This window comes from Planctobacterium marinum (assembly GCF_036322805.1).
Classification (GTDB): domain Bacteria; phylum Pseudomonadota; class Gammaproteobacteria; order Enterobacterales; family Alteromonadaceae; genus Planctobacterium; species Planctobacterium marinum_A.
In genome coordinates this window covers 4,369,812-4,394,889 of record NZ_AP027272.1, presented here as the reverse complement: position 1 = coordinate 4,394,889, position 25,078 = coordinate 4,369,812, and the positions used below count along the sequence as shown (strand labels likewise).

The following is a 25,078-nucleotide window of genomic DNA, read 5'->3' as shown; positions in this document are numbered from 1 at the left end:
TCCTGTTAATTAAAGCGCATGCAGGACCAAAACGACAACTCAGCTTACTATTTTTTATCAATCGTCTTTGCGCTGGTACTCGCCTTCGATAACGCTGGAATCATGCGGCTTGTGGCTATCTCGAAACGGTTGTTGTGTTTGTTGCTGCTGTGATTGGAAGGGCGACTGTTGAAAACCTGCTCCTGTTGAGTGATGCGCAGACGAGTGATGCATCACCACGCGATGACCAAAATTCTGCATCAGGTAGCGGGCAATCAAAGGACGTGTCAGCGGCATGGAAAATAAAAAACCGATACCATCGGTAACAAAACCCGGTGTTACCAGTAATACACCTGCAATTAACAGCAACAAGCCCTCTGCCATTTCCTGGCCGGGCATTTCACCACTGCGCATTTTTAGTTGCGCGTTAGCCAGGGTTTGCACACCTTCCTTGCGCACCAGGTGCGCGCCTACAAATGCTGTTATGATCACGATAGCGACGGTATTCCAGCCGCCAATAACCTCACCCACGTTGATCAAAAGGGCTATTTCAATAATGGGTAAAATCGCGAATAATAAGAAAAGTTTTGCAAACACGTTCGTCTCTTTTAGCCTGTGCTGTATCTTTATCTACATTGAGGCTTTATAACAAAACTCAATGCGTTGAGTGTAACCAGGTTTTTCCGCCGGTTTTTTCCTGAACAATGAAATAGGATTTCAGGCAAGCGGGTCTTTAAACACGCTCCAGGAGCTATTATGTCAGATTTGTGTGTTGTTTTGTGTACTTGTCCGGATAAATCACATGCCCGCGATATTGCTTGTAAAGTTGTCGAAGCTAATTTAGCGGCCTGTGTGAATATTATCCCCGGTGTGTTGTCGGTATATCGTTGGCAAGGCAAGGTGCATCAAAGTTCAGAATGTCAGATGGTGTTAAAAACCCATAAAAAGGCGTTACAGGCACTGCAAGAGTTAGTTTTTAAAGTGCACCCCTACGACGTTCCGGAGTGGGTGATTTTAGAAGCCGATGGCGCAGGTTCAGAATACGAAGAGTGGATTAAAAGTACGGTTCAATGAGTAGTAAAAATCAGTTTTTATTTGTTTTATGTTTTGTTTTCTTGTTTTTGTTGGCGGGCAGCTTCGCCCCCTCACAGGCCCGGCAGTTTGAAAGCAGCGTTGATGATCTGTTTTCTGATACCCCCGAATTTTTGCCCGTTGACGAAGCTTTTATTTTTGATTTCGCTCAGACAGAAAACAGTTTAAAACTTACCTGGCAGATTGCTGATGGATATTACCTGTATAAAAAGCAATATAAGTATGTTGAGAAAGATATCCGTGTCACCGAACCAGAATTCTTGTCCGCGCATGAGCAAATAGAAGATGAGTATTTCGGTATTTCTGATGTTTATTTTAACCAATTAGAAGTTTCTCATCTTATTCAATACGCCAAACAAGATGGCGTACTTAAAGTTCGCTACCAGGGGTGTGCGGAAGCCGGCTTATGTTATCCACCGACCACTAAATTAGTCTATCTCAATGCCGTTGCAGCAGCCGATGACACTAACAAGCCCGCTGAGACCACTGATGCTGTCGCTGCAGTTGAACAACCAGCATCGGTATCGGAGCAGTTTGAACTACAGAACATGTTGGCCGGTGAAAAACCGCTGGTAATCACCTTACTCATCTTCGTACTCCTGGGGGCCGCACTGGCGTTTACACCTTGTGTATTTCCTATGTATCCCATTATCTCCAGCATCGTGGTGGGGCAAGGCAAACAAGCAAAAACCTCTCGCGTGTTGGTTTTATCCTTCTTTTACGTACAGGGCATGGCCATTACCTATTCGTTAATTGGTTTAGCAGTGGCCAGTGCGGGGGTGCAATTCCAGGCCGCGCTACAAGCTGATTGGATCCTCATTACCTTTACCCTTATTTTTACGCTATTAGCGCTGGTGATGTTCGGAGCCTGGGAACTACAATTACCTTCGAGCTGGCAGGTGAAGCTCAATAACATGAGCGCCCAACAAAAAGGTGGTAGTTTTGTGGGAGTATTTATCATGGGGGCTATTTCTGGCCTGGTGGCATCCCCATGCACAACTGCGCCTCTTACCGGCATTTTGCTATTCATCGCCCAAAGTGGTGATTTAGTGCTTGGATTCACAGCCCTGTATGCCTTGAGTATCGGTATGGGTATACCGCTGATTATCTTTGCCGTTACCGGTGGCAAGTTACTACCTAAAGCGGGTAACTGGATGAACATCGTTAAGGTCACCTTTGGCTTTATGATGTTGTCCGTCGCGCTATTATTCTTGGAGCGTATGGTAGAAAACGTCTGGACTAATCTCGCCTGGGCTATGGTTGGGTTGGCAATGTTTAGTTATTTCTACGTGATGAATCAAAACAGTAACGCCACCTTCTGGAAGGGCGTGCGCACTTTGGTGATTTTCCTCGGGCTTTTTGTTTCAGCCATGTGGGGCTGGCAGCATCTGCAAACGGGGTTATCTGGAGTGAATGGCGCGCAAACAGGAGTGAGCAGCGCCAAAGCTCATCCCGAATTTACCATAGTGAAGGACTTGGCAGATTTTGATAAAAAGCTCGCGGCGGCCAATGCCCAGGGGAAATCGGTAATGATCGACTTATACGCCGATTGGTGTGTGGCCTGCAAGGAGTTTGAAAAGTACACCTTTACCGATGCCGGCGTGCAAGATGCCCTCTCCAACACAGTTTGGATGCAAATCGATCTGACCGACAATACTCCGCAATCCATTGAGTTTCAGGAAGCTTTTGCGATCTTAGGGTTGCCTACTATCATGTTTTTCGATGAGCAGGGCACTGAACTGGATAGTGCCCGCGTAACGGGTTTCATGAAGGCGGCTAAGTTCGAAGCCCATGTGCGCAAGGCGCTAAACTAAGGCTAATTAATCAAAATGGGAACCTGGCTGGTTCCCATTTGCCTACAGAAATACCCGATTGTAACTGACCGCAACTATTGCGACTGCACACCATCCTAAACCAATGCTAAGGGGTAAAAATCCGAGCACCACCCCGATCTTTGATAGCAAGTCGTCTCCCACAATATCGGGCTTTATGGCCTGCAAGATAAAGCCAAACGGATTGTAAATGGCACCGATAAAGGTGAGCCATAGAATGATACCGGGTACTGATATTTGTAGCTGTAATAGTGTCAGGTACACGCCGAATAACAAGGCGCTCATGATCAAATAATCGATATGCGAGCGCACTAAATCCCGATAATTGGGAAATATCTTTTTCACCCAGCGCCATTTCAGATAGCGCGATGCAGTCAGAAGCCATGCTTCCAATAGTGCCATTATCAGGCAGATAGCAGCAGCAAGTGGCAAAAGGTAAAGTTCAGCGGACATAACGCATTATCCTTTTTTCCGGTCAGACGGTAGTCACAGTTATATATGACATCGATTGGGAGGCTGATACAACAAGTTTTCATCTGAGCAATGAGGTATGTGTTTTCTTTACCATACCAACCTCGCTTAATTCTGTATAAAATGCGAATAAAAATACTCTTTCGTACGTTTACAATCCACATCGTGCACTATAACAACAGATAAAAGGGAACTGTCTATGTTACGCAATGCTATTAAACTTGTCCGAAATTGTTGGCTGGTTGTCAACAGCTTGATTTTTTTGATTTTTTTGATTTTTAGCAACTTCTGCGCTTACGCTCAAGTAGAAAGCACAGTTTACGACTTGCTAAAAAATGCTGAAGGGTTAAATTCTGTCCCATCCGCAAGGGTGAATATTGATGGTATTTATTACTATTTATCATGGTCTTCTGGTGAGCCGGACGCGTTGTGGCAATATAATCCTCAAACCGGTGAAAAAAAATACATCGCAATTGAAGAACCAACCGGTCGTGCATTTTCCATTGACGAGATGATAGTTGTGGATGGGCGATTATTTTTTGAAAGCAGTCCATCGACTACCCAACTGTGGTCATATTCACCCGACGAGGAAATGGCCAGGTTAGTAAATCTTAATGGGCTTGCTAACGGTGCAGTACTGAGGGGGCTGACCGCAATTAGTAACACCCTGGTGTTTATTGCGGAGCACGAACAAGGTGGTGAAGCTATATGGCAGTACCATTTAGCGTGTAATTGTATCAGTGCCGTATCTTCCAGGTTTGATTTAATTCCGGAGATTAAGGTTTACCAGGATAACTTATATTTGCGTGGTGCTTCGATTGAACCTGGGCAGGAACAAACTACCGAGCTTTGGCATGTTGACATAACCAATGCTGCCACTACGCAAATAACCAATTTAACAGGTACCCGTGATAATGGCGAGGGTGTTTGGATCAGCGGTTTCACAGGCATTCAAAATAGTCTGATTATTGATTTCAGGCCAGGTAATTATGAACAAGAATTTTGGTCTTATGATTTAGCGGAAGGCACGCTTGAGCCGATGAAGGAAATTAATGACAGCTTGCTTCAGGACGGAACCTTTTATACAGCCAATATTGCGGCGGTTGATGCTCAATGGATGGCATTGCGGTTCGAAGCTCCTATTCCCCGGCAGCTTGGTGGGCAGTTGTGGTTGTACAATCTTGCTTCTGCACAGTTAAAAAAGGTTGCTGACCTCAATGCCTATTGGGAATGCCATGAGGGAGAGGGCTCACTCTCTGCTGCGCTTCCTCCCATTGCGTTTAACAACGGAGCGTTTTTTTACGTGAGTAATGAATCTGATTCCGGGTATGGTATCTGGCGTTTCGATCTGGAAAATGAAGAGCAGGTAGAGTTGACTCCTGACACATTGACCGCAGTGCAACCGAAATATAATTGTTGGGAAGTACAATCTATCAGTAAGGACTTTTCTTTCAATGACCAACAAATGTATTTTGTTTCCAGTATCCGAACCGGGGAACTTACCGACCCAACAGCATTTGATACTGCCCGTAGCGGTTTGTGGCACATAGACACCAGCACTGGCCAGGCCAATATGTTGCTGTCAGGGCACGTCAAATTGTACAGGATGGGAGCCCAATATTTGGTTATGTCTAATCCTGCTTATAGAGAAGATAAACCGGTCTCTTTCTGGAAGTTGGATGGTGGCACAGCGCAATTGACAGAAATCCCCAATATCAATCTTGAAAATAGATACAGCCTGAATATTGATCGCATTGACGATGAATTGATTATTATCAGAAAGCGCAATTTTCAAAATGAAGTAAGCTATTGGTGGGTTGACGAAAATCTGAACATCATTGAATTACCCCCTTTTGTGCAGAGCAATAGCAGTTCAATGCCTCGCAGTGCAGTAGTGTCCAACGATAAGATGTATTTTTTGGCCAAATCTTCACTATCACAACGTTATTTGTGGCAAGTGGGGGCTTCTGGTGTACCCCAGTTGTTGCCTATCAATCTGGGCAGAGAGTTTGATGATGTCCGGATTAAGGTGGCAACAGATAATGAACTGATAATTCGTCACAGAGACGAAGATTTCCAGTTTACTTATTCAAAGTTTAATACGACAGACAATAGCTTTGATACTCTGACAGCGTTTAACGACAGAATTGATGGCGGCTCTCAACATTACTTTTCAGTTGTGGATGACTTGATTGCAGTGATAGTTATTCGCAAAGATTACGAGCGTGGTTTAGATGGTACACGCGATATCTTTTTCTATGATCCTGAGACGGGAAAAATGCAAACCGTATTCAATGATGTTGCCAACGGTACTCGGCTAATTAATAAAAAGTCTATTTACCTCTTGCGTTATCTAGACAATCAATCCTTGCTCTGGCGTTGGGATATTGAAGAGCAGCAATATTATCCATTGGAAGAAGAAGAGGCGCCAGATTGTAGCGGAGATCTGCTGCATAGCGATAAAACTACTATCGTTGATCATTTGATTTATTTTAACAGGCGGGAGCTAATGCGCCACGACCCCCTGACTGATGAATTTGTTAGTTTAGGCTGCACGGGACGGATCCACGGATTATCACAAAATCTGCTGATGTTTGAACATCCGGAGGATGGTAATGCCGCTTTGTATCGCATTGAAGGGGACTCTACAGACAAACAATGGCTAGCCGATTTCAACAGCATTGGCGAGCGCTATTTGAAACAAAACAATACGTTGTTTTTTGTCGCGGTAACCGAAGAACACGGCGAAGCCGTTTTCCGCTACAACGAACAAATGGACGCGCCGGAATTGGTGATGCAGATTCAGGGAGAGCTGCTGCGTTTTAACGTGGTAGAAGATGAAGTCGTTGTGATTACCCAGTCTGTATCTGAGGGAAGCAGCATTAATAGCGTCAGACTGTGGCGAAGCAGTGTGTCGACCCCGGTATTTGACTTCAGCGAACTTAATCATGATGTGTTTCACGGTGATTGGTTATCCTTCGCCGGTGATATCTGGCTTGATTCTTACATTGTTCAAAACGGCAAACCTTTGGGCACGGAGCTGGTACGCCTGCACCTCAACAGTGAACCTGTTAGAGGCAAAACCCGGTTAGATTTTGATGGTGATGGTAAAGCCGACATTGGTTTTCGGGAGCCGCAGCAGCGCAACTGGCATATCCTGCTGTCGGAGTCTGACGAAGAACAACATCAAACCTTTGGGTTGAGAACTTCGGATATCCCTGTTTCGGCTGATTTTGATGGTGATGGTATAACCGATATTGCCTTTCGCCGCCCTGAAACCAGACACTGGTATGTACTGAACTCCAGCGGCAGCAATTACAACAGTGATCGGAGCGATGGTATTCAGCGGGTGAAGTTTGGTCTGGCTGATGAAGACATTCCCGTACCTGCCGATTACGATGGCGATGGCATTGTCGATATGGCCGTGCGTCGGCCTTCCAAAAGCTTGTGGATTATTCGACTTTCATCCACAGAGCAAATAATAGAACGCACCTTTGGTTTGCAACCAGATGACATCCCCCTGACGGGAGACTTCGATGGTGATGGCAAAGCGGATTTAGCCTTCCGCAGGCCGGGTAATAAAACATGGTACGTGAAAAACTCCAGCGGTAGCAGTTACAATAGTGAACGCGGTGATGATATTCAGCGAGTGGTATTGGGTTTATCTGATGATGATGTGCCAGTACCTGCAGATTATGACGGTGATGGTATTACCGATATTGCAGTATGGCGTGCTGCCAGAGCGCTTTTCATCATCCGTTACTCCACTTCGGGTGAGTCGGTGTTGATTAGATTCGCTGACGCGAGTGAGGCGTTGCCTGTAGTGGCGGACTATGATGGCGATGGGGCCAGTGATCCCGCGCTTTATTTCCCGGAAACGGGGCTGTACCGTATTCGTACTTATGCGCTTGGTAAAAACAACAATCGCTACTTGTCACCAGCGCAAGGGGCTTTGCCGCTAGCGTTGCCCACACGTGAGATGATGAACCAGCTTTAAATATTGAATTGACTATACAAAGCCCCTAAAGCTCTTGGGGCTTTGAAATTTAAACGAAGTCGATGATTATACTAAGTTAACCTATTTAGTGCCGAAGATTTTATCACCGGCATCTCCCAGGCCCGGTAGTATATAGCCGTTTTCATTCAGACGTTCGTCTATTGCTGCAGTGTAAATATCCACATCATCGTGGAACTGTCGAACGTTGTGGATGCCTTCTGGCGCTGCGAGTAGTACCAAGCAAGAGATTGAAGTACAGCCTTTACTCTTGAGCAGATCGATAGTGGCGTTCATAGTACCGCCAGTGGCGAGCATCGGATCCAGGATCAGGGCATGGCGCTGCTCAACATCTTCGATGACTTTGTCGAAGTAAGGTACGGGCTGCAGAGTTTCTTCATCGCGGTAAAAGCCCACTACACTGATTTTTGCAGTGGGTACCAGATTCATAACCCCATCAAGCATTCCCAGACCGGCTCTCAGAATCGGCACCAAAGTGATCTTCTTACCGTGGATTTGTTGTACTTCCAGCGTTTCGTCGTTCCAGCCCATGATCTCGGCTTTTTCGGTGGGTAAATGGCGTGTGGCTTCATAGGTCAGCAGGCCACCAATCTCACCAGCCAGTTCCCGAAAGTTTTTGGTACTGATGTCCTTGGTACGCATTAATCCGATTTTGTGCTCAATAAGTGGATGTCTAATGTAATGAACGGGCATGGTGGTGATTCCTGAATGCTATTTTTTATAAGTGTACTGTAAACCGGATTCAGTTCCATTTAAATGTCATGAAAATGTCTTCAAAAAGAAACGACTTGGTTTGAAACTGCACTAATCTTCGCAGATTAGACCAGTAAAATGCTGCCTTTTCTGCATTTTTGCCTATAATGAACCAAATTAACGAATTAATTGATACTGTTTGCTGTAATATTGAGCAGTTTTGACATGGGTCTCTTAGCTTGATATAGCTATGTTTACTTTTGTAGGGTTTTCGCCGACGTTTACCGATTTTAACCCTGCATAAACAGTATTAACTTCGATAAGAAAGAACAGAACACATTGAATATATTATTGCTTAACGGCCCCAACCTTAACATGTTAGGAAAACGTGAGCCCGAGGTATATGGCCATCGCACGCTGCAGGATATAGTACAAGCACTTAAAGAAAGTGCTACTGCCAATGGTGCCCGGCTGGAGCATTTGCAGTCCAATGCCGAGCATGAACTCATTGATAAAATTCATGCCGGATTTGGTAACACCGATTTTATCATTATCAACCCCGGTGCCTTTACCCATACCAGTGTGGCATTGCGTGATGCGCTGTTAAGTGTGTCTGTGCCCTTTATCGAAGTTCACCTTTCTAACGTCCATGCCAGAGAGCCTTTTCGTCATCATTCTTATCTTGCTGATGTCGCACAGGGCGTGATCTGTGGTTTGGGCGAGCAAGGCTATCACTTTGCCCTACAAGCTGCATTGCAACATGGCAATGGGCCACATTCATAACGAACAATTAAATTGATTACATAGAGAGTCAACAATGGATATACGTAAAGTTAAAAAACTGATTGAGCTGGTAGAAGAGTCCGGTATCGCTGAGTTAGAAATTACCGAAGGTGAAGAATCAGTGCGCATCAACCGCGGTCACACTGGCGGTGCATATATGGCGGCTCCAATGGCTCAACCTATGGCTCCGGCTCCGGTAGCAGCTCCTGCGGCTCCGGCGGCCAGCGCGCCAGCGGCTCCTGCCGCACCATCGGGTCACACTGTGCGTTCACCTATGGTGGGCACTTTCTACCGTTCCTCTTCACCGGGCACGCCGGCATTTGTTGAAGTAGGCCAGAGTGTGTCTGTAGGTGACACTCTGTGTATCGTTGAAGCAATGAAAATGATGAACCAGATTGAAGCAGACAAGTCTGGTGTCATCAAAGAAATCCTGGTGGATAACGAAGAGCCTGTAGAATTTGATCAGCCTCTGTTTATCATCGAATAAGAGGTAGACTCATGTTAGATAAAGTTCTAATCGCCAACCGCGGTGAGATCGCACTGAGGGTGCTGCGAGCTTGTAAAGAGCTGGGCATCAAAACGGTAGCGGTACACTCCACGGTTGACCGAAATCTGAAGCACGTGTTGCTGGCCGATGAGTCTATCTGCATCGGTAAAGCCGCTGCGCAGGAAAGTTACCTGAACATTCCCGCTATTATTGCAGCTGCTGAAGTGACTAATTCTATTGCCATTCATCCAGGTTATGGCTTTTTGGCGGAAAACGCTGATTTTGCCGACCAGGTTGAGCAAAGTGGTTTTATTTTCATTGGCCCCAAAGGCGACACCATTCGTTTGATGGGTGATAAAGTTTCTGCCATTAACGCCATGAAAAAAGCCGGGGTGCCTTGTGTTCCGGGTTCTGATGGTCCACTAACAGACGATCAGGATGCTAACAAAGCCCACGCTCGACGCATTGGTTATCCTATCATCGTAAAAGCCGCTGGTGGCGGTGGTGGTCGTGGTATGCGCGTGGTGCGCTCTGAAGCTGAACTCATCAATGCGATTGCTACAACGAAAGCGGAAGCCAAAGCTGCATTCAATAACGATGTGGTTTACATGGAAAAGTTCCTGGAAAACCCACGTCACGTTGAAATTCAGGTATTAGCCGACGGCCAAGGCAATGCTATTCACTTGGGTGAGCGCGACTGCTCCATGCAGCGTCGTCACCAGAAGGTTGTTGAAGAAGCGCCAGCTCCGGGTATTACACCAGAAATGCGTGCCAAAATCGGTGAGCGTTGCTGCAAAGCATGTGTCGAAATTGGTTATCGCGGTGCGGGAACGTTCGAGTTCTTATATGAAAACGGTGAGTTCTACTTCATCGAAATGAACACACGTATTCAGGTAGAGCACCCGGTTTCTGAAATGATTACGGGCGTTGACTTGATCAAACAACAGTTACGTGTAGCCGGTGGTTTGCCACTGTCAATTGATCAATCGCAAATCAATATTAAAGGTCATGCCATTGAATGTCGTATCAATGCCGAAGATCCCGATACCTTTATCCCATCCCCAGGCCCGATTGATATGTTCCATTCACCGGGTGGCTTAGGTGTGCGTTGGGATTCTCACATCTACGCAGGTTATGCCGTACCACCTAATTATGACTCCATGATTGGTAAGCTGATTACTTACGGTGAAAGCCGTGATGTGGCTATCGCCAGAATGCGTCACGCTCTTGATGAGTTGGTGGTGGAAGGTATTAAAACCAATATTCCACTGCAGAAGAAAATCATGGCGGATGAAAGCTTTGGTACTGGCGGTACCAATATCCATTACCTGGAAAAGAAACTGGGCATTGGTGGTCACTAAGACCAGCTGTAAGATAGTATCGAAAACTAAAACGGGCCAGATGGCCCGTTTTTTATTTCCAGCAACGCGTCTGATATGACGCGAATCCGCCTTTATTTCGCTTTTTTCAGCTTCTTTTTCAGCTTTTTGACTTTGTTTTCATGCTTAGCAATTTTCGCTTCGCGTACTTTGATTTCTTTTTTTAGATCTTTAGCGGTAGATTTCGCCATTCGATTTACTCCAGTTTCTTGCTATTTTCGTTTTGCTCTTGCTCATATTTGGCGACAAAGCCTTTGATGAATCGTCTTACTTCACGCGCAGCACTTGTATCAAGCTCATCACAGAGTTCGACAAATGTCCTCCGGTCCTCATCATTGATGCGGATTATTAACTGGCTATTCTTTTTCTTTGATCTTTTCATGACCAGATAAATCAATAATGGATAGCAAAGCGATATTATTAAGATAGCAAATGTATATACATATCGCAAAGTGGTGATATTGTTGAAAACATCGGATGCTTTGCCCTATCTTCTGAAACATAACATAAAGCGAGCTAAATCAATTAAATGGTGCAATTGAGAGTTTGACGAATTGGATATCACCAGAGGGCGGTGAAACTAATCAAGCTATTGTTGTTATGCAGCTTGGCGTGGCTGTTAACTGGTGGTAGTGTAAGCACTCGTCGAGCGTATCGAAAAAAGCTGAAACAACGCTTGAAAAAACAGGTGACCTCGTCTTTGACAACAAACCTGCTGACTCATCCAATTGCCGAAGCGCAATTAGTCGTCGTCATTGACTGGTTATTGGGCAAAGGCAGTTGTTCTTCAGCCGCAATGGCTGAACATGTAGAACGCACCACCAAAGGCCTACACTTGGTATGTTTAGGCATTAACTCAGTTCAGTCATAGCAAGTAAATCCTCTGCAACATCATTTCACATTCTTTTCACGCTATTAGCGTCACTCTTTGGTGATTTAATTATCAAAGAGATGCTGCCTGTGAAACTAACTAAAGTCCTTTTCATTGTTGTTCTGTTGGTGTCACTCACTGGATGTAATCTGGTGAATGTGATCAAGATGCGGTACGCCAACGATGATTTAATGCCTGTGTGGCCAGAGCAGAATACTCAAGCCGTGTTAAAAGCGTTTTATGAAGACGCTGAAAAGCCTTATGTAGAGGTATCAGTAAACGGTATTGCTGGTTTTCGTTTTCTTATTGATACCGGTGCTTCCATGTCTTATGTGATAGAAAACGAAAAGACCAAGAGGCTCAATTTGAATAAAGGTTACTCTCTGTCCATGAGCGGTTGGGGCGACGAAGAAGATAGCACGCTTTACCAAACTAAAGTTGATTCGCTATCGCTGTCAGGTGTGCGTTTTGACAATGTGAATATGGCCTTTTTACAGGCTTCAAAAACCCTTTATTTTGCCCGTCCGGATCAGGCCACCTTCGATGGCGTAATTGGGCACGATATTCTACGTCATTTCAGTTGGCTGTTTGATAGGGAAGCAAATCAAGTGATGATAAGCTCTCTACCTTACAAGCCTGAAGGCGATGAAAATGCCATTCCTTTTGAGGTGTTCTTTAGCAAGATCTCCATTCCGGTAGAAGTGGACTTTGGCAACGACCAAAAAGTTAAGCAAGACTTTTTAATCGACACTGGCAGTCGTCATTACGCCAAGGTAAGCGCTGCTTATGTCAATAACAGGATAACACTACCGGGAACTACCATCACCGCTGCGGATTTTGGGTTGAGCGGCAAAACCGAGCATCAACGCACGACTATTCCGGGGTTGAAAATCGGCACTCAATTATTCTCAAACGTAAAAATAAACCTCATCGGGCCTGATGATGACGAGGATGAAAATTGGGTAATTGGCAATGCTCTTCTCAATCAGCAAGTAAGCGTGATCGACTATCACAGTAATATTTTGTATTTGCTGCCTAATGAACGAGAGCCGTTCCACACCAAATACAATCTGACAGGACTGGAACTACGTAAAATTCTCGATGGTCGATTTGTGTTGCGCTACGTCATGCCGGACATGGCGGCTGCCGGGCTAGACTTCGCTGAGGGGGATCTGATCTATGAAATTAATGGCCAGCCTGCCAAAAACATTAGTTTATTGGAATGGCTGACGATGGCAGCTAAACCCGGTGAAATCGAGATTTGCCGCTCGCGAGAGAATAACCAATGTATCTCAGTGAAGTCTGAGCATATACAGGGCTATTCGAAACCATAGAAAAATGTAAAAGAGTAAAAATATTCACTGTTTGTGCTTCCATGTGCGGAATGAATTGCTTAAGGTATTCGTCTTGGATTTAGTTATTGCAAGTAGCTTATCGTCTATCCGATGGATGAGTTGCAGTTTTCAACATGGATAAAGGAATAAATAGTGTTATTAGAATTTTTATCAAACCGGAAGAAGGTTAATTTAAAGCTAACCTTGAAACTGTGCTTATTTTTGGCGCTCAGTAGTGGGGTAAAGGCCGCGGGTACTGAGCTCGATTTTGATGGTGACGGCAAAGCGGATTTAACTACCAGAAGAGCGCAAAGCGGTGAGTTTTTTTTGAAACTGTCTGGGCAATCGAGAAACTCGATTATTCCATTTGGAGAAAGCACCGATATTCCTTTTTCAGGAGATTTTGATGGTGATGGCATCGCTGATCTTGGTCTTAGAAGAGCTTCTAATTACACCTGGTATATAGTGAATTCATCAGGTGTAGATCCAATTGATGGTAATGCCGATGGGATCACCCGCTATGTCTTTGGGCGAAGCTTCAATGATATCCCTGTGCCAGCCGATTATGATGGTGATGGTATTACTGATATCGCGGTGCGCAGACCTGAAACTCAGTATTGGTACATACGAAATTCATCAGGTATTGATGGCTTGACTCATTACCCTGACGGTATAACTCGTCAGATTTTTGGTAGAGAATCCTCTGATATACCGGTGCCTGCAGACTACGATGGTGATGGAAAAGCAGATATAGCGGTAAGAAGAGCCCGTAGTCACTACTGGTATATTCAAAACTCCTCGGAAATAGATAGCGTAAGCGGCCACACTGACGGTATTACGCGACTGCGATTTGGCCGCTCATCTACGGATATTCCCGTGCCAGCAGATTATGATGGTGATGGCAAGGCAGATATTGCTGTGCGCCGACCTCACAGCTATTTTTGGTATATTAGAAATTCCTCTGGGATTGACACCTTAACCGGCAATGATGATGGTATTAGCCGCTACCAGTTTGGCAAAAACTCGGCAGATATCCCTGTTCCTGCAGACTACGATGGCGATGGAAAAACAGACCTGGCAGTACGGCGGTTATCAGAAAATCCTAATCGAAATCAATGGTTTATCCTGAACTCTTCTGGTATTGACCCGTTTCATGGCAATGCGGATGGTATTTCCAGAATGGTGTTCAGTCGCAATGAGCACGACATCCCATTAGCACAATCTCCTGGCGTATTATGGTTCAATGCTGATCTTGATAGGGATGGTTTGAGTAATTTTGAAGAATATCGCTTGGGTACGGACTTTACGGCCTTGGACACAGATGGTGATGGACTCTCTGATGGTACTGAAGTCAATGTCTATCAGACGAATCCGACTGAGATTGACTCAGATGGTGACGGGGTTGACGATCCCCTGGAAATAGAAGGCGGGAGTGATCCTAATGACAACAGCTCTACTGCTGTGCTTGTGGCTAATCTTCAGATGAACGATAGCGCTTTGCAGCAGTGTATTGTGAATACTGAAGCTGTATTAGTGGCAGAAATTACCGAGCTTGAATGTAGGGAAGAAAACATAACTGATATTTCAGGTATAGAACACCTTACAGCACTACTTAAGTTAGACTTGTGGTCGAACAGTATCGCTGATATCAGCCCCCTTGCAGCAATGCTGCAACTAGAAAACTTACATCTTAGCCATAATCCTATTACTGACTTAAGCTACCTGTCAGGGCTGGTTAACCTGAATGAATTGTCATTGGTTGAGATTTCAGCCACTGACATTTCTGCACTGGTCAATTTAACTAATTTGCATAGCTTAAACTTAAATTCAAATAACTTTGAAGACTACAGCCCTATTGAAGAGTTGACACAACTACGAGAGTTATACTTACGCAATAATCAATTGTCGGATATTGCTATGTTAAGTAGTCTTAGTTCGTTGTGGCAGCTTAATTTACAAGGCAATAATATTACTGATATCAGTCCTTTGAAGGGATTACAAAGCTTGTATTTACTAAACCTGATTGATAATCAGATTAGTGATATCAGTGTAATGCCAGAGATTAAATCTTTAGGTCACTTATATCTGGATAATAGCCCTGTTTTGGATCTATCTCCTGTGGCCGAGTTTGGCAGCGAGCATCGTTGGGATGGCTTGTCTTTGCGTGGACTGCAGCTGACAGATATCAACTTTCTCAGTCAATTTGAGCAGATACTCAGCCTCGATGTAAGTGATAACAATATCAGTGATTTATCACCACTGGAAAATCTCATATATAACTATCGTTTGAATTTAAGTAATAACCAAATTACTGATATCAGCAAGATATCCCTATCCAGCGCACCATCATTGCTTTATCTCTATCTTGCGGGTAATCAAATAACAGATGTGTCGTACCTGAGTAATCTCAAAGAGTTAAGGATACTTGATCTTGAAAATAATCAGGTGCTAGATATTACCGCGCTTTCGGACTTAACTAAGGTGAGAAGGGTTAATTTAAACGGCAATCAGGTTTCAGAGCTGTCACCACTAGGAGGATTGGGAAGTTTAACTCGGCTATACCTCGCAGATAATGAGATTATTGATATTTCAATGTTATTCGAAATGCCACAGGTTCTCACTTTAGACCTATCTGGTAATGATTTAATCTCATGTTCTGATCTGCAATCATTAGCTGACTTGATATCTTTTGAAGAGTTTACGCAGCCACAGTTGTGTGTGTCCGGTAGATGACATTCGCTCAAATGCGAGCTCTCTGAACACTAACATTGAACTCGCTACTTACACTATGTTCTCAGGCCTTGCTGCAACGTTAAAAGCGAGCAAGGCCATTGTTTGTTTAGCGATCGCACTATCCTCTGGCTAGGGCTGGAATAGCTCTGCGGTATAGAACCAGACTTATCAACAATATCGCCATGGGTACCAGCATAGTATAAAACGCGGTTTGACCATCAAACTTGTCAAACACGGTACCGGTTACCAAGCTGCCGAAAGTACCCCCCAAGGCCGAGAATATAACGATGAGGCCAGTCATGCTGGCGTGCTGTGCTTTGGGCAAGGCACTGAGCACCACGGAATTAATGGCGGGGTAGATAGGGGCCATAAATAACCCGATCAGTGGCAATATCCAGGCGGCAAAAGGAATGGCACTCCAGCTACTGATGGGCTGTGTTGGCGCTGCTTGTTGCGTTAACGGGATAGTTAAAAGCAGTAGCAGGGCCATAGCAACGACGCATACCACTAAAAAAACAAACCAATCTACTTTGCTTAATATAACACCTGCCGATAGTCTTCCCACAGCTAATGATGCGGCAAAAATACTGGTGATCTGGACGCTGATATTGTTGCTCAAACCCAATACGTCTTTGTTGAAGGTAGGCAGCCAGGTGCCTAAGCCTTGCTCTATCAAAACGTAGAAGAAAGCGCAACAAACAAACATCACCACAAACGGTAACCACACCAGAGATAACATGGCTTTGAAACTGTCAAAGCTGGATTCTGCCGGGGCAATTTCAGGTTCTGGAAAATCAGCTGCGAAAGCGGAAAACAGTGCGATACCGCACAGGATCACCACTAACCAATAAACATTGAGCCATTCGGTTGATGCCGGGTTTTCTGGGTTAATAAAAAAGCTGAATATCCAATACCCAGATAACACACCCACCATAAAACAGCCTTCCAGTAAGTTCATTTTAGAGGCGTGCTGTTTGGCGGTGTCGGCAATCAATCCAATGGTGGAATACACCGATACCTTCACCAGAGCGAAACTGACACCGACCGATAAAAACAGTAATTTGGTCATGGCGAACCCGCCGACAATGGGCATGAGTGCTGAGCTGATGGTAACGATGGTAAGCCCGATAATGATGGCTCTCTTAAAGCCAAAACGAGGCAGCCAGGAAGCCAGTAAAAAAGAGACAATCGCAATGGGTAAGTCTTTAAAACCCTCCAGGGTACTCGCTTGAGTTTTAGAGATACCAAAGCTTTCAATGGATTGCAGGATCACAGTGCCGACACTGTTAAGTAAAATTGCGAATACGACATAGGTGCAAATCAAACTGATAAACACCAGGGTTTTTGATTCGCGATTGACAGTGCTTGGCATGACATTTCCTCCATTATTGAGCTAATAATGGCATGAGGTGTTAAAAAATGCAATCGATTGCAATTGTTGTTTTTATGTTAATGGTTAGAACCGGGAGGTTTTAACCGTCGCAAATTATCAACTGCTACTGCGTTGGATAAGTTGGGTGTCTAATATATGGGATTTACCGGGTTTGCCAGCTAATCTGTCGAATAACAGCTCCACCAGTTTTTCGCCGCCTTTACGGGTATCCTGCCGAATGGTGCTGAGTGCAGGTGTGGTGTAAGCCGAGACCGATATATCGTCATAACCCACAAAGGCGACATCGTCAGGGATTATCTTTCCGGCCTCGGTGAGGGCCTTAATCATACCCAAAGCGATAGTGTCACTGGCGGCAACAATCGCATCATAGTGAAATTGTCCCTCTTCCAGCAGTGCTTTGGTGGTCTTGTAGGCGTCGGAAAAGTTAAAGCGCACGTCCAGGTGATGTCGATACTGCTTGCCAGCGTCTTTAAGTGCCTGCTGATAACCAAAATAACGCTGCTCAGTTTCGTAAGACAAGTGACCAGCGAAACAGATGCTTTTTCTACCTGTTTCCAATAAGTGCTGTGTGGCTAACATACCACCTTTGTAGTTATCTGTGCCTACTGTGACATAGCCAGAGCCCGGCGCAACCTGACCCCATACAATGGCTGGTAGTTCGGGTTTGACGACTTCGGTGAAATGCTCAATATCATCCCCCTGACCAAATAGAATAACGCCGTCGGCCTTCTTTTGATTTACCAGTTCAGGGACATTTTCCAAGGCTTCCCCCGGATGAGATGACAACAATAAATCGTAATTGCGTTTACTTAGTTCATCGGCGATAACGCCCACCAGACTGAGTAAAAAGGGATCGCTGGCGGATTGATCTTCTTCAGAACTCACCACTAACACCACTGCAATGGTGTAAGACTTTTGGGTGCGCAGATTACGCGCCAGAGTATTAATTTTAAATCCCATTTCTTGCGCAATTTGTTTAATGCGCTTGCGAGTTTTTTCGCTCACCAGATTACTGTCATTCAGAGCGCGGGATACGGTAGATTCGGAAACGCCCGCAATACGGGCGACATCGGTGAGGGTACTGGCTTTTTTTGTCATTAATCCTTAGGCCTGACGAGATCACAAATTTACCAGAGCGTGTTGATCTTTTCGGTACGATTTTGCAGCAGTCTGTGTGCAATCTATTTGCTACGTCCTTGTAGGTCAACACGCTCTAATGTCAGTGATGCTGAAACTTAATGCGAAAACTAGTTGTATCAATAATCCGATAAAAAACCAACCGGGATTATTCCAGCATCAGCTTTTTATAGAAGGCTCTGGATACGCCATTGCTCCAGCCAAAGCCTGTTTGTACCTGATATTCACCGCCGCCAGCTATCAGGCCGGGGGTGACTACGTTGTACTTCTCTAACATACAACCATGGGTTTTGAGGCAGGCTTTGACATTATCTAGCCAGCGTTCCATCACTTGCATGGCCAGTCCCTGGTAGCCGTAGTTTTCCAGCCCACACACAGCAAACCACTGCAAGGGGGCCCAGCCGTTAGGGCTGTCCCATTGCTGCTCTGTTTCGGTGAGCGTGGTAACAAGACCGCCGGGTTTTAAAAAGTCAGAAGCGAGTTTTTCGCTCACTTGTTGTGCCTGTTGAGCGCTTGCCAGCCCCATCACCAAGGGCAAAACACCCGCTAGTGAGTAGATTTCTGAGGTTGTTTCTTTGCTAAAGATCACATCCATATAAAAACCCGATTCTTGATGCCAACACCAATGTTGTATGGCGTTGGCTCGTTGCTGTGCCGCTTGCTTCAACTGTGCAGCGCGTTCCGGGTTGCTCAAAACTTCATGATAATGGGCAAGGGATGTTTCCAGTTTCCAGAGCAAACAGTTTAAATCCACTGGCACAATGTCCGTGGTGCGAATAGAGCTGAGGTTATGTGGCTCTGCTAACCAGCGAGAGCTAAAATCCCAACCGGATTCGCAGGCCGCACGTACATCTTTGAAAAAATCCGCTCTGCGTGGTTCCGGTAATTCGCTAGCCAGCTCTGAATCTTCCCGCCAGGACTCAGGTCTGGGACCCTCATGGTCATCAAAATAACGATTTAGCACTGTGCCATCCGACATTAAAAGACAGCGAATTTGTTTGTTGTTATCGTGGCTCAGATGCGCTGAGCCACGCATCCAGTACTGATACTCTTGTTCAAGACTGGCAACGGCACTTTCCAGGAAATCAGACTCGTTGAGCCGTGGCAGTTTGTCTTTATGGTTGAGCAGCAATTCCAGTAGTAATGCCAATATAGGGGGCTGAGTCCGGCCACGGTAGTAGTCTCGATTGCCATTAGGAATACAACCGTTGTTCTCAATCAGGTACTGGAAGTTGCTAAACATATCCAGCACTAATTGATAATGGCCATCTTCACATAGCCCCAATGCCGTAAAGTAAGTATCCCAGTAGTAAATTTCCTGAAAGCGACCGCCCGGCACGATATATGGGCGGGGCAATTCAATAAGGCTGTTGCCACTTATAGCATCGGGCTTGCGCAGTAGATGAGTCCACATACTACTGATGTATTGCAACATATCTCGCTGCACAGCATCTGAAGCTTTCACTTCTTTTTGCTCAGGCAAAATAAAATGGCTATGTACAAACTTTCCGAGATCAAATTCAGGCAAATGAGATTCTTTTTTCCAATGTTCTTCAATTTCAGAGAAAGGTTTATTGGGGATAGCATCAGCAAAGGTTTTACTGTCTGAAAACAAGGCTGCTGATTGCACGGCAATGAACAGTTTGCTTTTCAAAAATAGCTTCGATGTCTTTGATTTATCTAACATTTCCATAACATTCTAAGTGCGTGTTCAGACATTGACAGGTAATGACTTCCTTAACCTGAATATGCTCTGTACGCCTTTCCCCCTTGGTAAATCTTATCTACAGCAATTCAGTGTACTCCGAAAAAAGCAAAATGCAATCGTTTGCAAAAAGTTCTTGCAATCGATTGCAATAGATCCTAGATTAACAATTAAGTAACATCTGGTAGCAGAGGAAACACACAATGAGCAACACACAAACACAAGCCAATCGTTTAACTTTAAAGCAGACCAGTCTGGCTATGGCTGTCTCTTTAGCGTTGAGCGCCGGTGCATTTGCACAAGAGTCAGAAGCACAGTCCCCAGATGAGGGGGCTAAAAAACAAGACCTTTATGAACAAATTATCGTAACAGGTACTGCCAGCGGTAAGGCAGTGAGAAAAGTAGATACTAGTTTTGCCACCACTTCACTCAGCGCCGAAGACATTAAGAAGTTAGTGCCTAAGTCGACGGCAGACGTGTTTAAAGCTATTCCTGGTGTTTGGGCGGAGAGTTCCGGTGGTGTTTCTGGTGCTAACGTGTTCGTGCGCGGATTTCCGAGCACGGGCGATGCGCCATTTCTGACCTTACAATTGCAAGGCGTACCTGTTTTCCAACCACCTACGTTATCTTTTTTAGAAAACTCCACGCTATTCCGCGTTGATGAAACCATTTCCTTTATGGATGGTTTGCGTGGTGGCCCTAACTCTGTGGTATCGAACGGTCAGCCGGGGTTAACCACTAACTTTCTACTAAAAGAAGGTGGTCCGACTACTGAAGGCTTACTAAAATACACCACGTCCAGCTATGACCTGCAACGCCTTGACGGTGTCTTGAGTGGGGAGCTTGCTGAAGATTTTTACTACATGATTGGTGGTTACGTTCAGCAGAGTCCCGGTATTCGTGATGCGGGCTTTAATTCTGAAAAAGGCCAGCAGTTTACCATTAACCTCACAAAGGAACTGGACAACGGTAAGTTGAATTTCTTCACCCGTGTTACCGATGATCACGGTGCCTGGTATTTGCCAACACCGCTGGTAGAAGGCGTTGATAACGAGTATACCCAATTGGGTACGCTAAATCGTCAGGCCACCATTCAATATGGTCCCGATGGCACTTCTGAGTCGTTTGATTTTGGCGAAGGTCGCGGTTGGGAAGGTTCCATTACCGGTGGTTCAATTAACTTAGAGCTGGGCAATGGCTGGACTTTCGTTGATCGTTTTGCCTTTACTAAAGGCGATGCAGATACCTTGGGTCTGGTACCCAACGGTTCCGCAGTTGCTTTATCTGAAGTGGCTGATAATGGCAGTACTGCCATCGGTGCCGTAACCGGTACTGAATACAATGGCTCAACTTTAGTACAGCAGATTGGTCGCTGGGTGGTGCGCAAGGAAATTGAATCTTTCACCAATGATTTAGCCCTGACCAAAGCCGGCGATAGTTTTGAGGCCACAATTGGCTTATACGCTTCTGATTACTCGGCCAAAGATTGGTGGTCGCTGGGTAACCAGTCTTATCATGTGATTGCACAAGGCGGCGAAAACCTGACTGGTATCGATTGTAACGACAACGCCGATTCTTGTGGCTGGAATTACGATATTAACAGTGCCGGTGATGGCAAAACCACGGCGTTTTATGGTGCCGTGGATTATCAATTTACTGACCAGTTAAGTGCGGATATTGGTTTGCGCTTCGAAAATCACGAAATTGAATACTCAGTAGATGAAGGTCTCGACGGTGTCATCACTAAGGTAGTGCAATACGACGAATCTGATACTTCCTGGACCACAGGTTTAAACTATCAGTTTGAAAATAATAGCGGTGTTTTCTTGCGCGCCAGTGAAGGCTCAAAAATGCCTTACTTTGATGATTTTCGCGATAACTACGGCGCCTATGAAGCTGGCTCTGATTTGATCTTTGATGTTACCCAATATGAGTTCGGCTATAAGTTGGCACGTAATAACTACAACTTATACGCAACGGCTTTCTTTAATGAAAGTGAGTCGTCACAAACGCCGTTCCCAAGTGCGCCGTCTCAGCGATTCATCACTGAAGCGATGGGGGTAGAAGTGGATGCGGCCTGGTTCAATGATGATGGTTTATCGGTAACCTTAAACGCCACTATTCAGGATACAGAGATTACCGAAAGTGATTCCAATCCAGAATTAATTGGCAACGAAGTGCAGCGTCAACCGGGCTGGCAGTTGCGGGTAACTCCTAATTATGACTTTGAAATTGGTAACTTTATGGCGTCGGCTTATGCCAATGTCATCATGGTAGACGACCGCTACTCCAACAATGAAAACACCGTTGTATTGGAGGGGTACGAGCAGCTGGATGTGGGCTTTGCATTGCTTAGCGAAGAAGGTCTTAAGTTTGAATTGTCTATGCAAAACATCACTGATGAAGATGGTTTAACAGAAGGAGATCCGCGCAATCCCACAGCGCCAAACGGACGTTTTATCATGCCAAGAACGGCTACCTTTAGTGTTAGCTACGAGTTTTATTAACCTTTAACCGTCTCCCGTATAAGTGTGTTACTTTGCCCCAACTCGCAAGAGCTTGGGGCTTTTTTAATTCAAGCCACTTCCCAAGCCGCTTTTAACCAATTCAACAACTCTGTATCTATTTGTTCAATGTCAGTAATTCTGACGCGATGACTTACCATGGCATTAAAGCTTCCCGACGCCTCCAGGCGTTCGTCAGGCGCAGTACCTTTTAGGTTAATGCCCACATCAATGCGTGTTTTGGTGGAAGGTTGAATCAGGGCAAATTGTTTATTACGGCGCAGACTGACGTAGGCTTTTTTGGGGGAAACTTCCATGTCAGGAGCGAACGCCTTGATAGCTAATATGAGCTTTTCATAGATGGGGAACAATCCTTCTTTGCCTTTGCTGTATTGCTGGGTTACCAAATCGGGCTCTTCTGCGCAGTCCTGATTTAAGAATTCATGAGCTATCAAGTTAGCAAAACCATGGGTTACCTGATGCTCGGTTTTCAAGAAGCTAACGATTTTACCGTGTTTGTCCAACTTTGCCTTGGTGATTAAATCTAACCATTGGGATAGTGTTTTTCCGGTTTTTTCCGGTAGGTTGTTGAGCATGGTTTGCGCTTGCTGTTCTGGTGTCGCCATTAGTTTCTCTCCTCTTGATGTAGTTTTTTAATCGCCTCAAAGCTCCAGTTTTCGGTTAAGGCAACTTTTGGTGTCATCCATGTGGTGAGTTTGATGATGCTTAAAATCATACGGCCTGAAAAAGTCGGTTTGCCAGTTTCCACAATGGCTTTGAGGTTCTCACAAATAAACTTGCCGCCATCCTGCATGGTTTTTTCGGTCTTGGAGACTTCTGCCAAATCGGGATTTTCTGAAATCAAGGTAAATTCGGTACCACCGTCCACTTCTTTCAGATCGTAGATCACTTTGCCAATCGCATCTTCCATGGTGGTGAATTTAAAGGTATGAGCATAGCGATAGGGCGGATTAAATTCGGTCACTTCACCCACAACGCTGGTGTATTTGCTATCCGGTGAACGCATTGCCATGGGAGCCCCGGGTGTGAGTCCGGGCGTATCGCACTGGCCATTGAAGAAAAACTGTCTTGGACTGTCGGTATTCACGATTTCTGCCCAGACTTTATCTATGCTGGCGTTGATGAATACCTTATGAATTGATTGTCGCATTTTAGTGGGTTTTAAAGACGATTCTGTCATTTTTGCTTTCTCTTATCTTCGCTTTCGACTTGCTTTTGTTCGGCTAAAAATTTGATATCCAGCATTCTGCCTGCCCACAAAGCACTGTACTCAGAGGTCCAGCGGCTGTGAATCATTTGAATGGGGATAACGTTAATGAACAGGTGTTTATCTCGACCGCGTTTGTCGGTGATCAGTAGGTTCGCCTTTTCCAGCACTGTCAGATGTTTCATCACCGCAATGCGAGTGACATCAAATTCTTTGCAAACGTCTTTAACTAAACAGCCGGGATGTTCTTTTACGTAGTCCAGTAACTTACGGCGTTTGTCATTTGCCAGTGCTTGAAACACCGCATCCATGGATTCGGGAGACATGGGAAACCTGTACTTATAATCAATAGGTAACTTATAGGTTACCTATTTGCAAAGATCAAGTTTTTATATGTTCGAGTCGGACAGCGATGTTGACTCTGACATTCTTGTCGAACTATAGGAGTACCGTTCTTTACTCAGATGTCATTACATTTAGCCACAGTCTCTTGTCTTGAGTGGGAGTTTCCGGAGTCATGTTGGGGTTATTCAGGCGATGCACGGTGCGCGCACCCAAAGCTGAGCGGGACAGGGTTTCGGCAATTACAGGATGGTTGTAGAACAGTTCATCATAAGAGCCATCGGCAACACTCCTCATTAAGCCTGTATGAAGTTGCTCACCCAGACGTTGATTATCCTTGTGCACAAAGAAATAAAGGGCAAAGGGATAAATGAGCAAGTGTTTCGTCTCTACCTGAAGTTGTAATTCAGGACGAGATGCCACTTCTGACCAGGGTTCGTGTAACGCTCTTGGGAAAAAATCAAAGCGCCCACCTTCTAACATGTGAAATAAACTCTCGTATTTTACCGGGTCCACTACTGTCATATCAGCGTTTTTGAGTACTTGTGTATCTCCCCAAAATTTTCCCTGCCCTAAGGGCACATTTTTAAGTTGAGAGAGTTGCGTAATCTTGTTGAAGCGGACTTGATCACCAGCGCGAATAATAAAAATACGATGGCCTAACATGCCTTTCAGTATCGGGATTCGAATGGGATAGAGTTGTTGTTCATATCGGGCAGTGGTGCCGGTCCAGATTATATCTAGTTGCTTATCTGTCAGCATCTGAACCTTGCGTGCTTCATTAACTGATTCTCTTTTGGCATTAAATTGAATTTGATTTTTTAGCGCACTATTGGCAAATCCCTGTTTCATTAAATCCACGATAAGTTGTTCCGTAGGATTGTCGGTGATGGTGTATTTGACTGATTGCGCTAAGCCCGGATGACTTAGTGGCAAAATTAAAACCATCAACAATAAACACTTATTAAGTGGACCTAACGACATATCATCACCTATGAAATATTGTTTGAAAAATCGCCATTTCGTATATTGCCCATTAAAATGCAATCGATTGCAAAAAGCAAGTTTATCAGCTTCTTTAGTTTTTGCAGAATCGTCGG

General features: G+C 45.0%; 21 protein-coding genes. 10 read left to right on the top strand and 11 right to left on the bottom strand.

Translation table 11 applies throughout. The features are described from left to right. Window positions 1-57 precede the first annotated feature (57 nt). On the bottom strand, window positions 58-576 hold the full coding sequence (locus tag AABA75_RS19300; protein WP_338294364.1) for an FxsA family protein: 519 nt from the start codon (window positions 574-576) through the stop codon (window positions 58-60). A 159-nt stretch (window positions 577-735) separates the two neighbouring features. On the opposite strand from AABA75_RS19300, the gene cutA reads away from it, so the two are divergent. Continuing rightward, entirely contained in the window at window positions 736-1,053 is a 318-nt protein-coding gene (gene cutA, locus AABA75_RS19295) for a divalent-cation tolerance protein CutA (protein ID WP_338294363.1), read from the top strand. Continuing rightward, on the top strand, window positions 1,050-2,885 hold the full coding sequence (locus AABA75_RS19290) for a protein-disulfide reductase DsbD (RefSeq protein WP_338294362.1): 1,836 nt from the start codon (window positions 1,050-1,052) through the stop codon (window positions 2,883-2,885). Before cutA ends, AABA75_RS19290 begins: the two co-directional genes overlap by 4 nt. Before the next feature lie 42 nt (window positions 2,886-2,927). Here AABA75_RS19290 and AABA75_RS19285 read toward each other — a convergent pair whose 3' ends face one another. Then, window positions 2,928-3,356, bottom strand: a complete 429-nt coding sequence (locus AABA75_RS19285; protein WP_338294361.1) for a hypothetical protein — start codon at window positions 3,354-3,356, stop codon at window positions 2,928-2,930. A 280-nt stretch (window positions 3,357-3,636) separates the two neighbouring features. On the opposite strand from AABA75_RS19285, the gene AABA75_RS19280 reads away from it, so the two are divergent. Beyond that, window positions 3,637-7,371 (top strand): VCBS repeat-containing protein, encoded by a 3,735-nt coding sequence (locus AABA75_RS19280; RefSeq protein WP_338294360.1) that lies wholly within the window; start codon window positions 3,637-3,639, stop codon window positions 7,369-7,371. Window positions 7,372-7,452: 81 nt separating this feature from the next. Here AABA75_RS19280 and upp read toward each other — a convergent pair whose 3' ends face one another. Further along, window positions 7,453-8,082, bottom strand: coding sequence for a uracil phosphoribosyltransferase (upp, locus tag AABA75_RS19275; RefSeq protein ID WP_338294359.1), 630 nt, complete (start codon window positions 8,080-8,082; stop codon window positions 7,453-7,455). A 339-nt stretch (window positions 8,083-8,421) separates the two neighbouring features. On the opposite strand from upp, the gene aroQ reads away from it, so the two are divergent. Genes aroQ through accC form a run of 3 tightly spaced genes read left to right on the top strand, consistent with a single transcriptional unit; the run spans window position 8,422 to window position 10,713 of the window. Next, window positions 8,422-8,865 carry a type II 3-dehydroquinate dehydratase gene (aroQ, locus tag AABA75_RS19270; RefSeq protein WP_338294358.1) on the top strand — a complete coding sequence of 148 codons (444 nt, stop codon included), beginning with the start codon at window positions 8,422-8,424 and terminating at the stop codon, window positions 8,863-8,865. Between the two features lie 34 nt (window positions 8,866-8,899). Next, on the top strand, window positions 8,900-9,352 hold the full coding sequence (gene accB, locus AABA75_RS19265) for an acetyl-CoA carboxylase biotin carboxyl carrier protein (protein ID WP_338294357.1): 453 nt from the start codon (window positions 8,900-8,902) through the stop codon (window positions 9,350-9,352). 11 nt (window positions 9,353-9,363) lie between these two features. Next, window positions 9,364-10,713: an acetyl-CoA carboxylase biotin carboxylase subunit gene (accC, locus tag AABA75_RS19260; RefSeq protein ID WP_338294356.1), complete on the top strand. Its 1,350-nt coding sequence runs from the start codon at window positions 9,364-9,366 to the stop codon at window positions 10,711-10,713. 214 nt (window positions 10,714-10,927) lie between these two features. Here the strand turns inward: accC and AABA75_RS19255 are convergent, their stop codons facing one another. Next, window positions 10,928-11,113 (bottom strand): hypothetical protein, encoded by a 186-nt coding sequence (locus AABA75_RS19255; protein WP_338294355.1) that lies wholly within the window; start codon window positions 11,111-11,113, stop codon window positions 10,928-10,930. A gap of 192 nt (window positions 11,114-11,305) precedes the next feature. On the opposite strand from AABA75_RS19255, the gene AABA75_RS19250 reads away from it, so the two are divergent. The 3 genes from AABA75_RS19250 to AABA75_RS19240 all read left to right on the top strand — a co-directional run bounded on the left by AABA75_RS19250 (window position 11,306) and on the right by AABA75_RS19240 (window position 15,669). Further along, a complete protein-coding gene (locus tag AABA75_RS19250) occupies window positions 11,306-11,602 on the top strand; it encodes a hypothetical protein (RefSeq protein ID WP_338294354.1) in 297 nt (98 codons plus the stop codon). An 89-nt stretch (window positions 11,603-11,691) separates the two neighbouring features. After that, on the top strand, window positions 11,692-12,936 hold the full coding sequence (locus AABA75_RS19245; RefSeq protein WP_338294353.1) for an aspartyl protease family protein: 1,245 nt from the start codon (window positions 11,692-11,694) through the stop codon (window positions 12,934-12,936). A 153-nt stretch (window positions 12,937-13,089) separates the two neighbouring features. After that, window positions 13,090-15,669, top strand: a complete 2,580-nt coding sequence (locus tag AABA75_RS19240; RefSeq protein WP_338294352.1) for a leucine-rich repeat domain-containing protein — start codon at window positions 13,090-13,092, stop codon at window positions 15,667-15,669. A gap of 118 nt (window positions 15,670-15,787) precedes the next feature. Here the strand turns inward: AABA75_RS19240 and AABA75_RS19235 are convergent, their stop codons facing one another. The 3 genes from AABA75_RS19235 to AABA75_RS19225 form a co-directional block, all read right to left on the bottom strand. Then, window positions 15,788-17,041: an MFS transporter gene (locus AABA75_RS19235; protein ID WP_338294351.1), complete on the bottom strand. Its 1,254-nt coding sequence runs from the start codon at window positions 17,039-17,041 to the stop codon at window positions 15,788-15,790. A 117-nt stretch (window positions 17,042-17,158) separates the two neighbouring features. Continuing rightward, a complete protein-coding gene (locus AABA75_RS19230; protein WP_338294350.1) occupies window positions 17,159-18,160 on the bottom strand; it encodes a LacI family DNA-binding transcriptional regulator in 1,002 nt (333 codons plus the stop codon). Window positions 18,161-18,347: 187 nt separating this feature from the next. Continuing rightward, on the bottom strand, window positions 18,348-19,853 hold the full coding sequence (locus AABA75_RS19225) for a trehalase family glycosidase (RefSeq protein ID WP_338294349.1): 1,506 nt from the start codon (window positions 19,851-19,853) through the stop codon (window positions 18,348-18,350). 254 nt (window positions 19,854-20,107) lie between these two features. Between AABA75_RS19225 and AABA75_RS19220 the strand changes: the two genes are divergently transcribed. Then, a complete protein-coding gene (locus AABA75_RS19220) occupies window positions 20,108-22,411 on the top strand; it encodes a TonB-dependent receptor (RefSeq protein WP_338294348.1) in 2,304 nt (767 codons plus the stop codon). A gap of 68 nt (window positions 22,412-22,479) precedes the next feature. Here the strand turns inward: AABA75_RS19220 and AABA75_RS19215 are convergent, their stop codons facing one another. The 4 genes from AABA75_RS19215 to AABA75_RS19200 all read right to left on the bottom strand — a co-directional run bounded on the left by AABA75_RS19215 (window position 22,480) and on the right by AABA75_RS19200 (window position 24,962). Continuing rightward, complete coding sequence (locus AABA75_RS19215) at window positions 22,480-23,034, bottom strand: DUF4287 domain-containing protein (RefSeq protein ID WP_338294347.1); 555 nt, start codon at window positions 23,032-23,034, stop codon at window positions 22,480-22,482. Continuing rightward, a complete protein-coding gene (locus AABA75_RS19210; protein WP_338294346.1) occupies window positions 23,034-23,609 on the bottom strand; it encodes an SRPBCC domain-containing protein in 576 nt (191 codons plus the stop codon). The genes AABA75_RS19215 and AABA75_RS19210 overlap by 1 nt, the downstream gene beginning before the upstream one ends. Next, window positions 23,606-23,962, bottom strand: coding sequence for an ArsR/SmtB family transcription factor (locus tag AABA75_RS19205; RefSeq protein ID WP_338294345.1), 357 nt, complete (start codon window positions 23,960-23,962; stop codon window positions 23,606-23,608). The genes AABA75_RS19210 and AABA75_RS19205 overlap by 4 nt, the downstream gene beginning before the upstream one ends. A 130-nt stretch (window positions 23,963-24,092) precedes the next feature. Then, a complete protein-coding gene (locus AABA75_RS19200; protein WP_338294344.1) occupies window positions 24,093-24,962 on the bottom strand; it encodes a diguanylate cyclase in 870 nt (289 codons plus the stop codon). Window positions 24,963-25,078 lie beyond the last annotated feature (116 nt).

Coding starts and splice junctions, on each gene's coding strand:
- AABA75_RS19215 (WP_338294347.1), bottom strand. CDS start 23,034: ATGGCGACACCAGAACAGCAAGCGCAAACCATGCTCAACAACCTACCG.
- AABA75_RS19285 (WP_338294361.1), bottom strand. CDS start 3,356: ATGTCCGCTGAACTTTACCTTTTGCCACTTGCTGCTGCTATCTGCCTG.
- cutA (WP_338294363.1), top strand. CDS start 736: ATGTCAGATTTGTGTGTTGTTTTGTGTACTTGTCCGGATAAATCACAT.
- AABA75_RS19230 (WP_338294350.1), bottom strand. CDS start 18,160: ATGACAAAAAAAGCCAGTACCCTCACCGATGTCGCCCGTATTGCGGGC.
- AABA75_RS19220 (WP_338294348.1), top strand. CDS start 20,108: ATGAGCAACACACAAACACAAGCCAATCGTTTAACTTTAAAGCAGACC.
- AABA75_RS19235 (WP_338294351.1), bottom strand. CDS start 17,041: ATGCCAAGCACTGTCAATCGCGAATCAAAAACCCTGGTGTTTATCAGT.
- accC (WP_338294356.1), top strand. CDS start 9,364: ATGTTAGATAAAGTTCTAATCGCCAACCGCGGTGAGATCGCACTGAGG.
- upp (WP_338294359.1), bottom strand. CDS start 8,082: ATGCCCGTTCATTACATTAGACATCCACTTATTGAGCACAAAATCGGA.
- accB (WP_338294357.1), top strand. CDS start 8,900: ATGGATATACGTAAAGTTAAAAAACTGATTGAGCTGGTAGAAGAGTCC.
- AABA75_RS19290 (WP_338294362.1), top strand. CDS start 1,050: ATGAGTAGTAAAAATCAGTTTTTATTTGTTTTATGTTTTGTTTTCTTG.
- AABA75_RS19205 (WP_338294345.1), bottom strand. CDS start 23,962: ATGTCTCCCGAATCCATGGATGCGGTGTTTCAAGCACTGGCAAATGAC.
- AABA75_RS19200 (WP_338294344.1), bottom strand. CDS start 24,962: ATGTCGTTAGGTCCACTTAATAAGTGTTTATTGTTGATGGTTTTAATT.
- AABA75_RS19210 (WP_338294346.1), bottom strand. CDS start 23,609: ATGACAGAATCGTCTTTAAAACCCACTAAAATGCGACAATCAATTCAT.
- AABA75_RS19255 (WP_338294355.1), bottom strand. CDS start 11,113: ATGAAAAGATCAAAGAAAAAGAATAGCCAGTTAATAATCCGCATCAAT.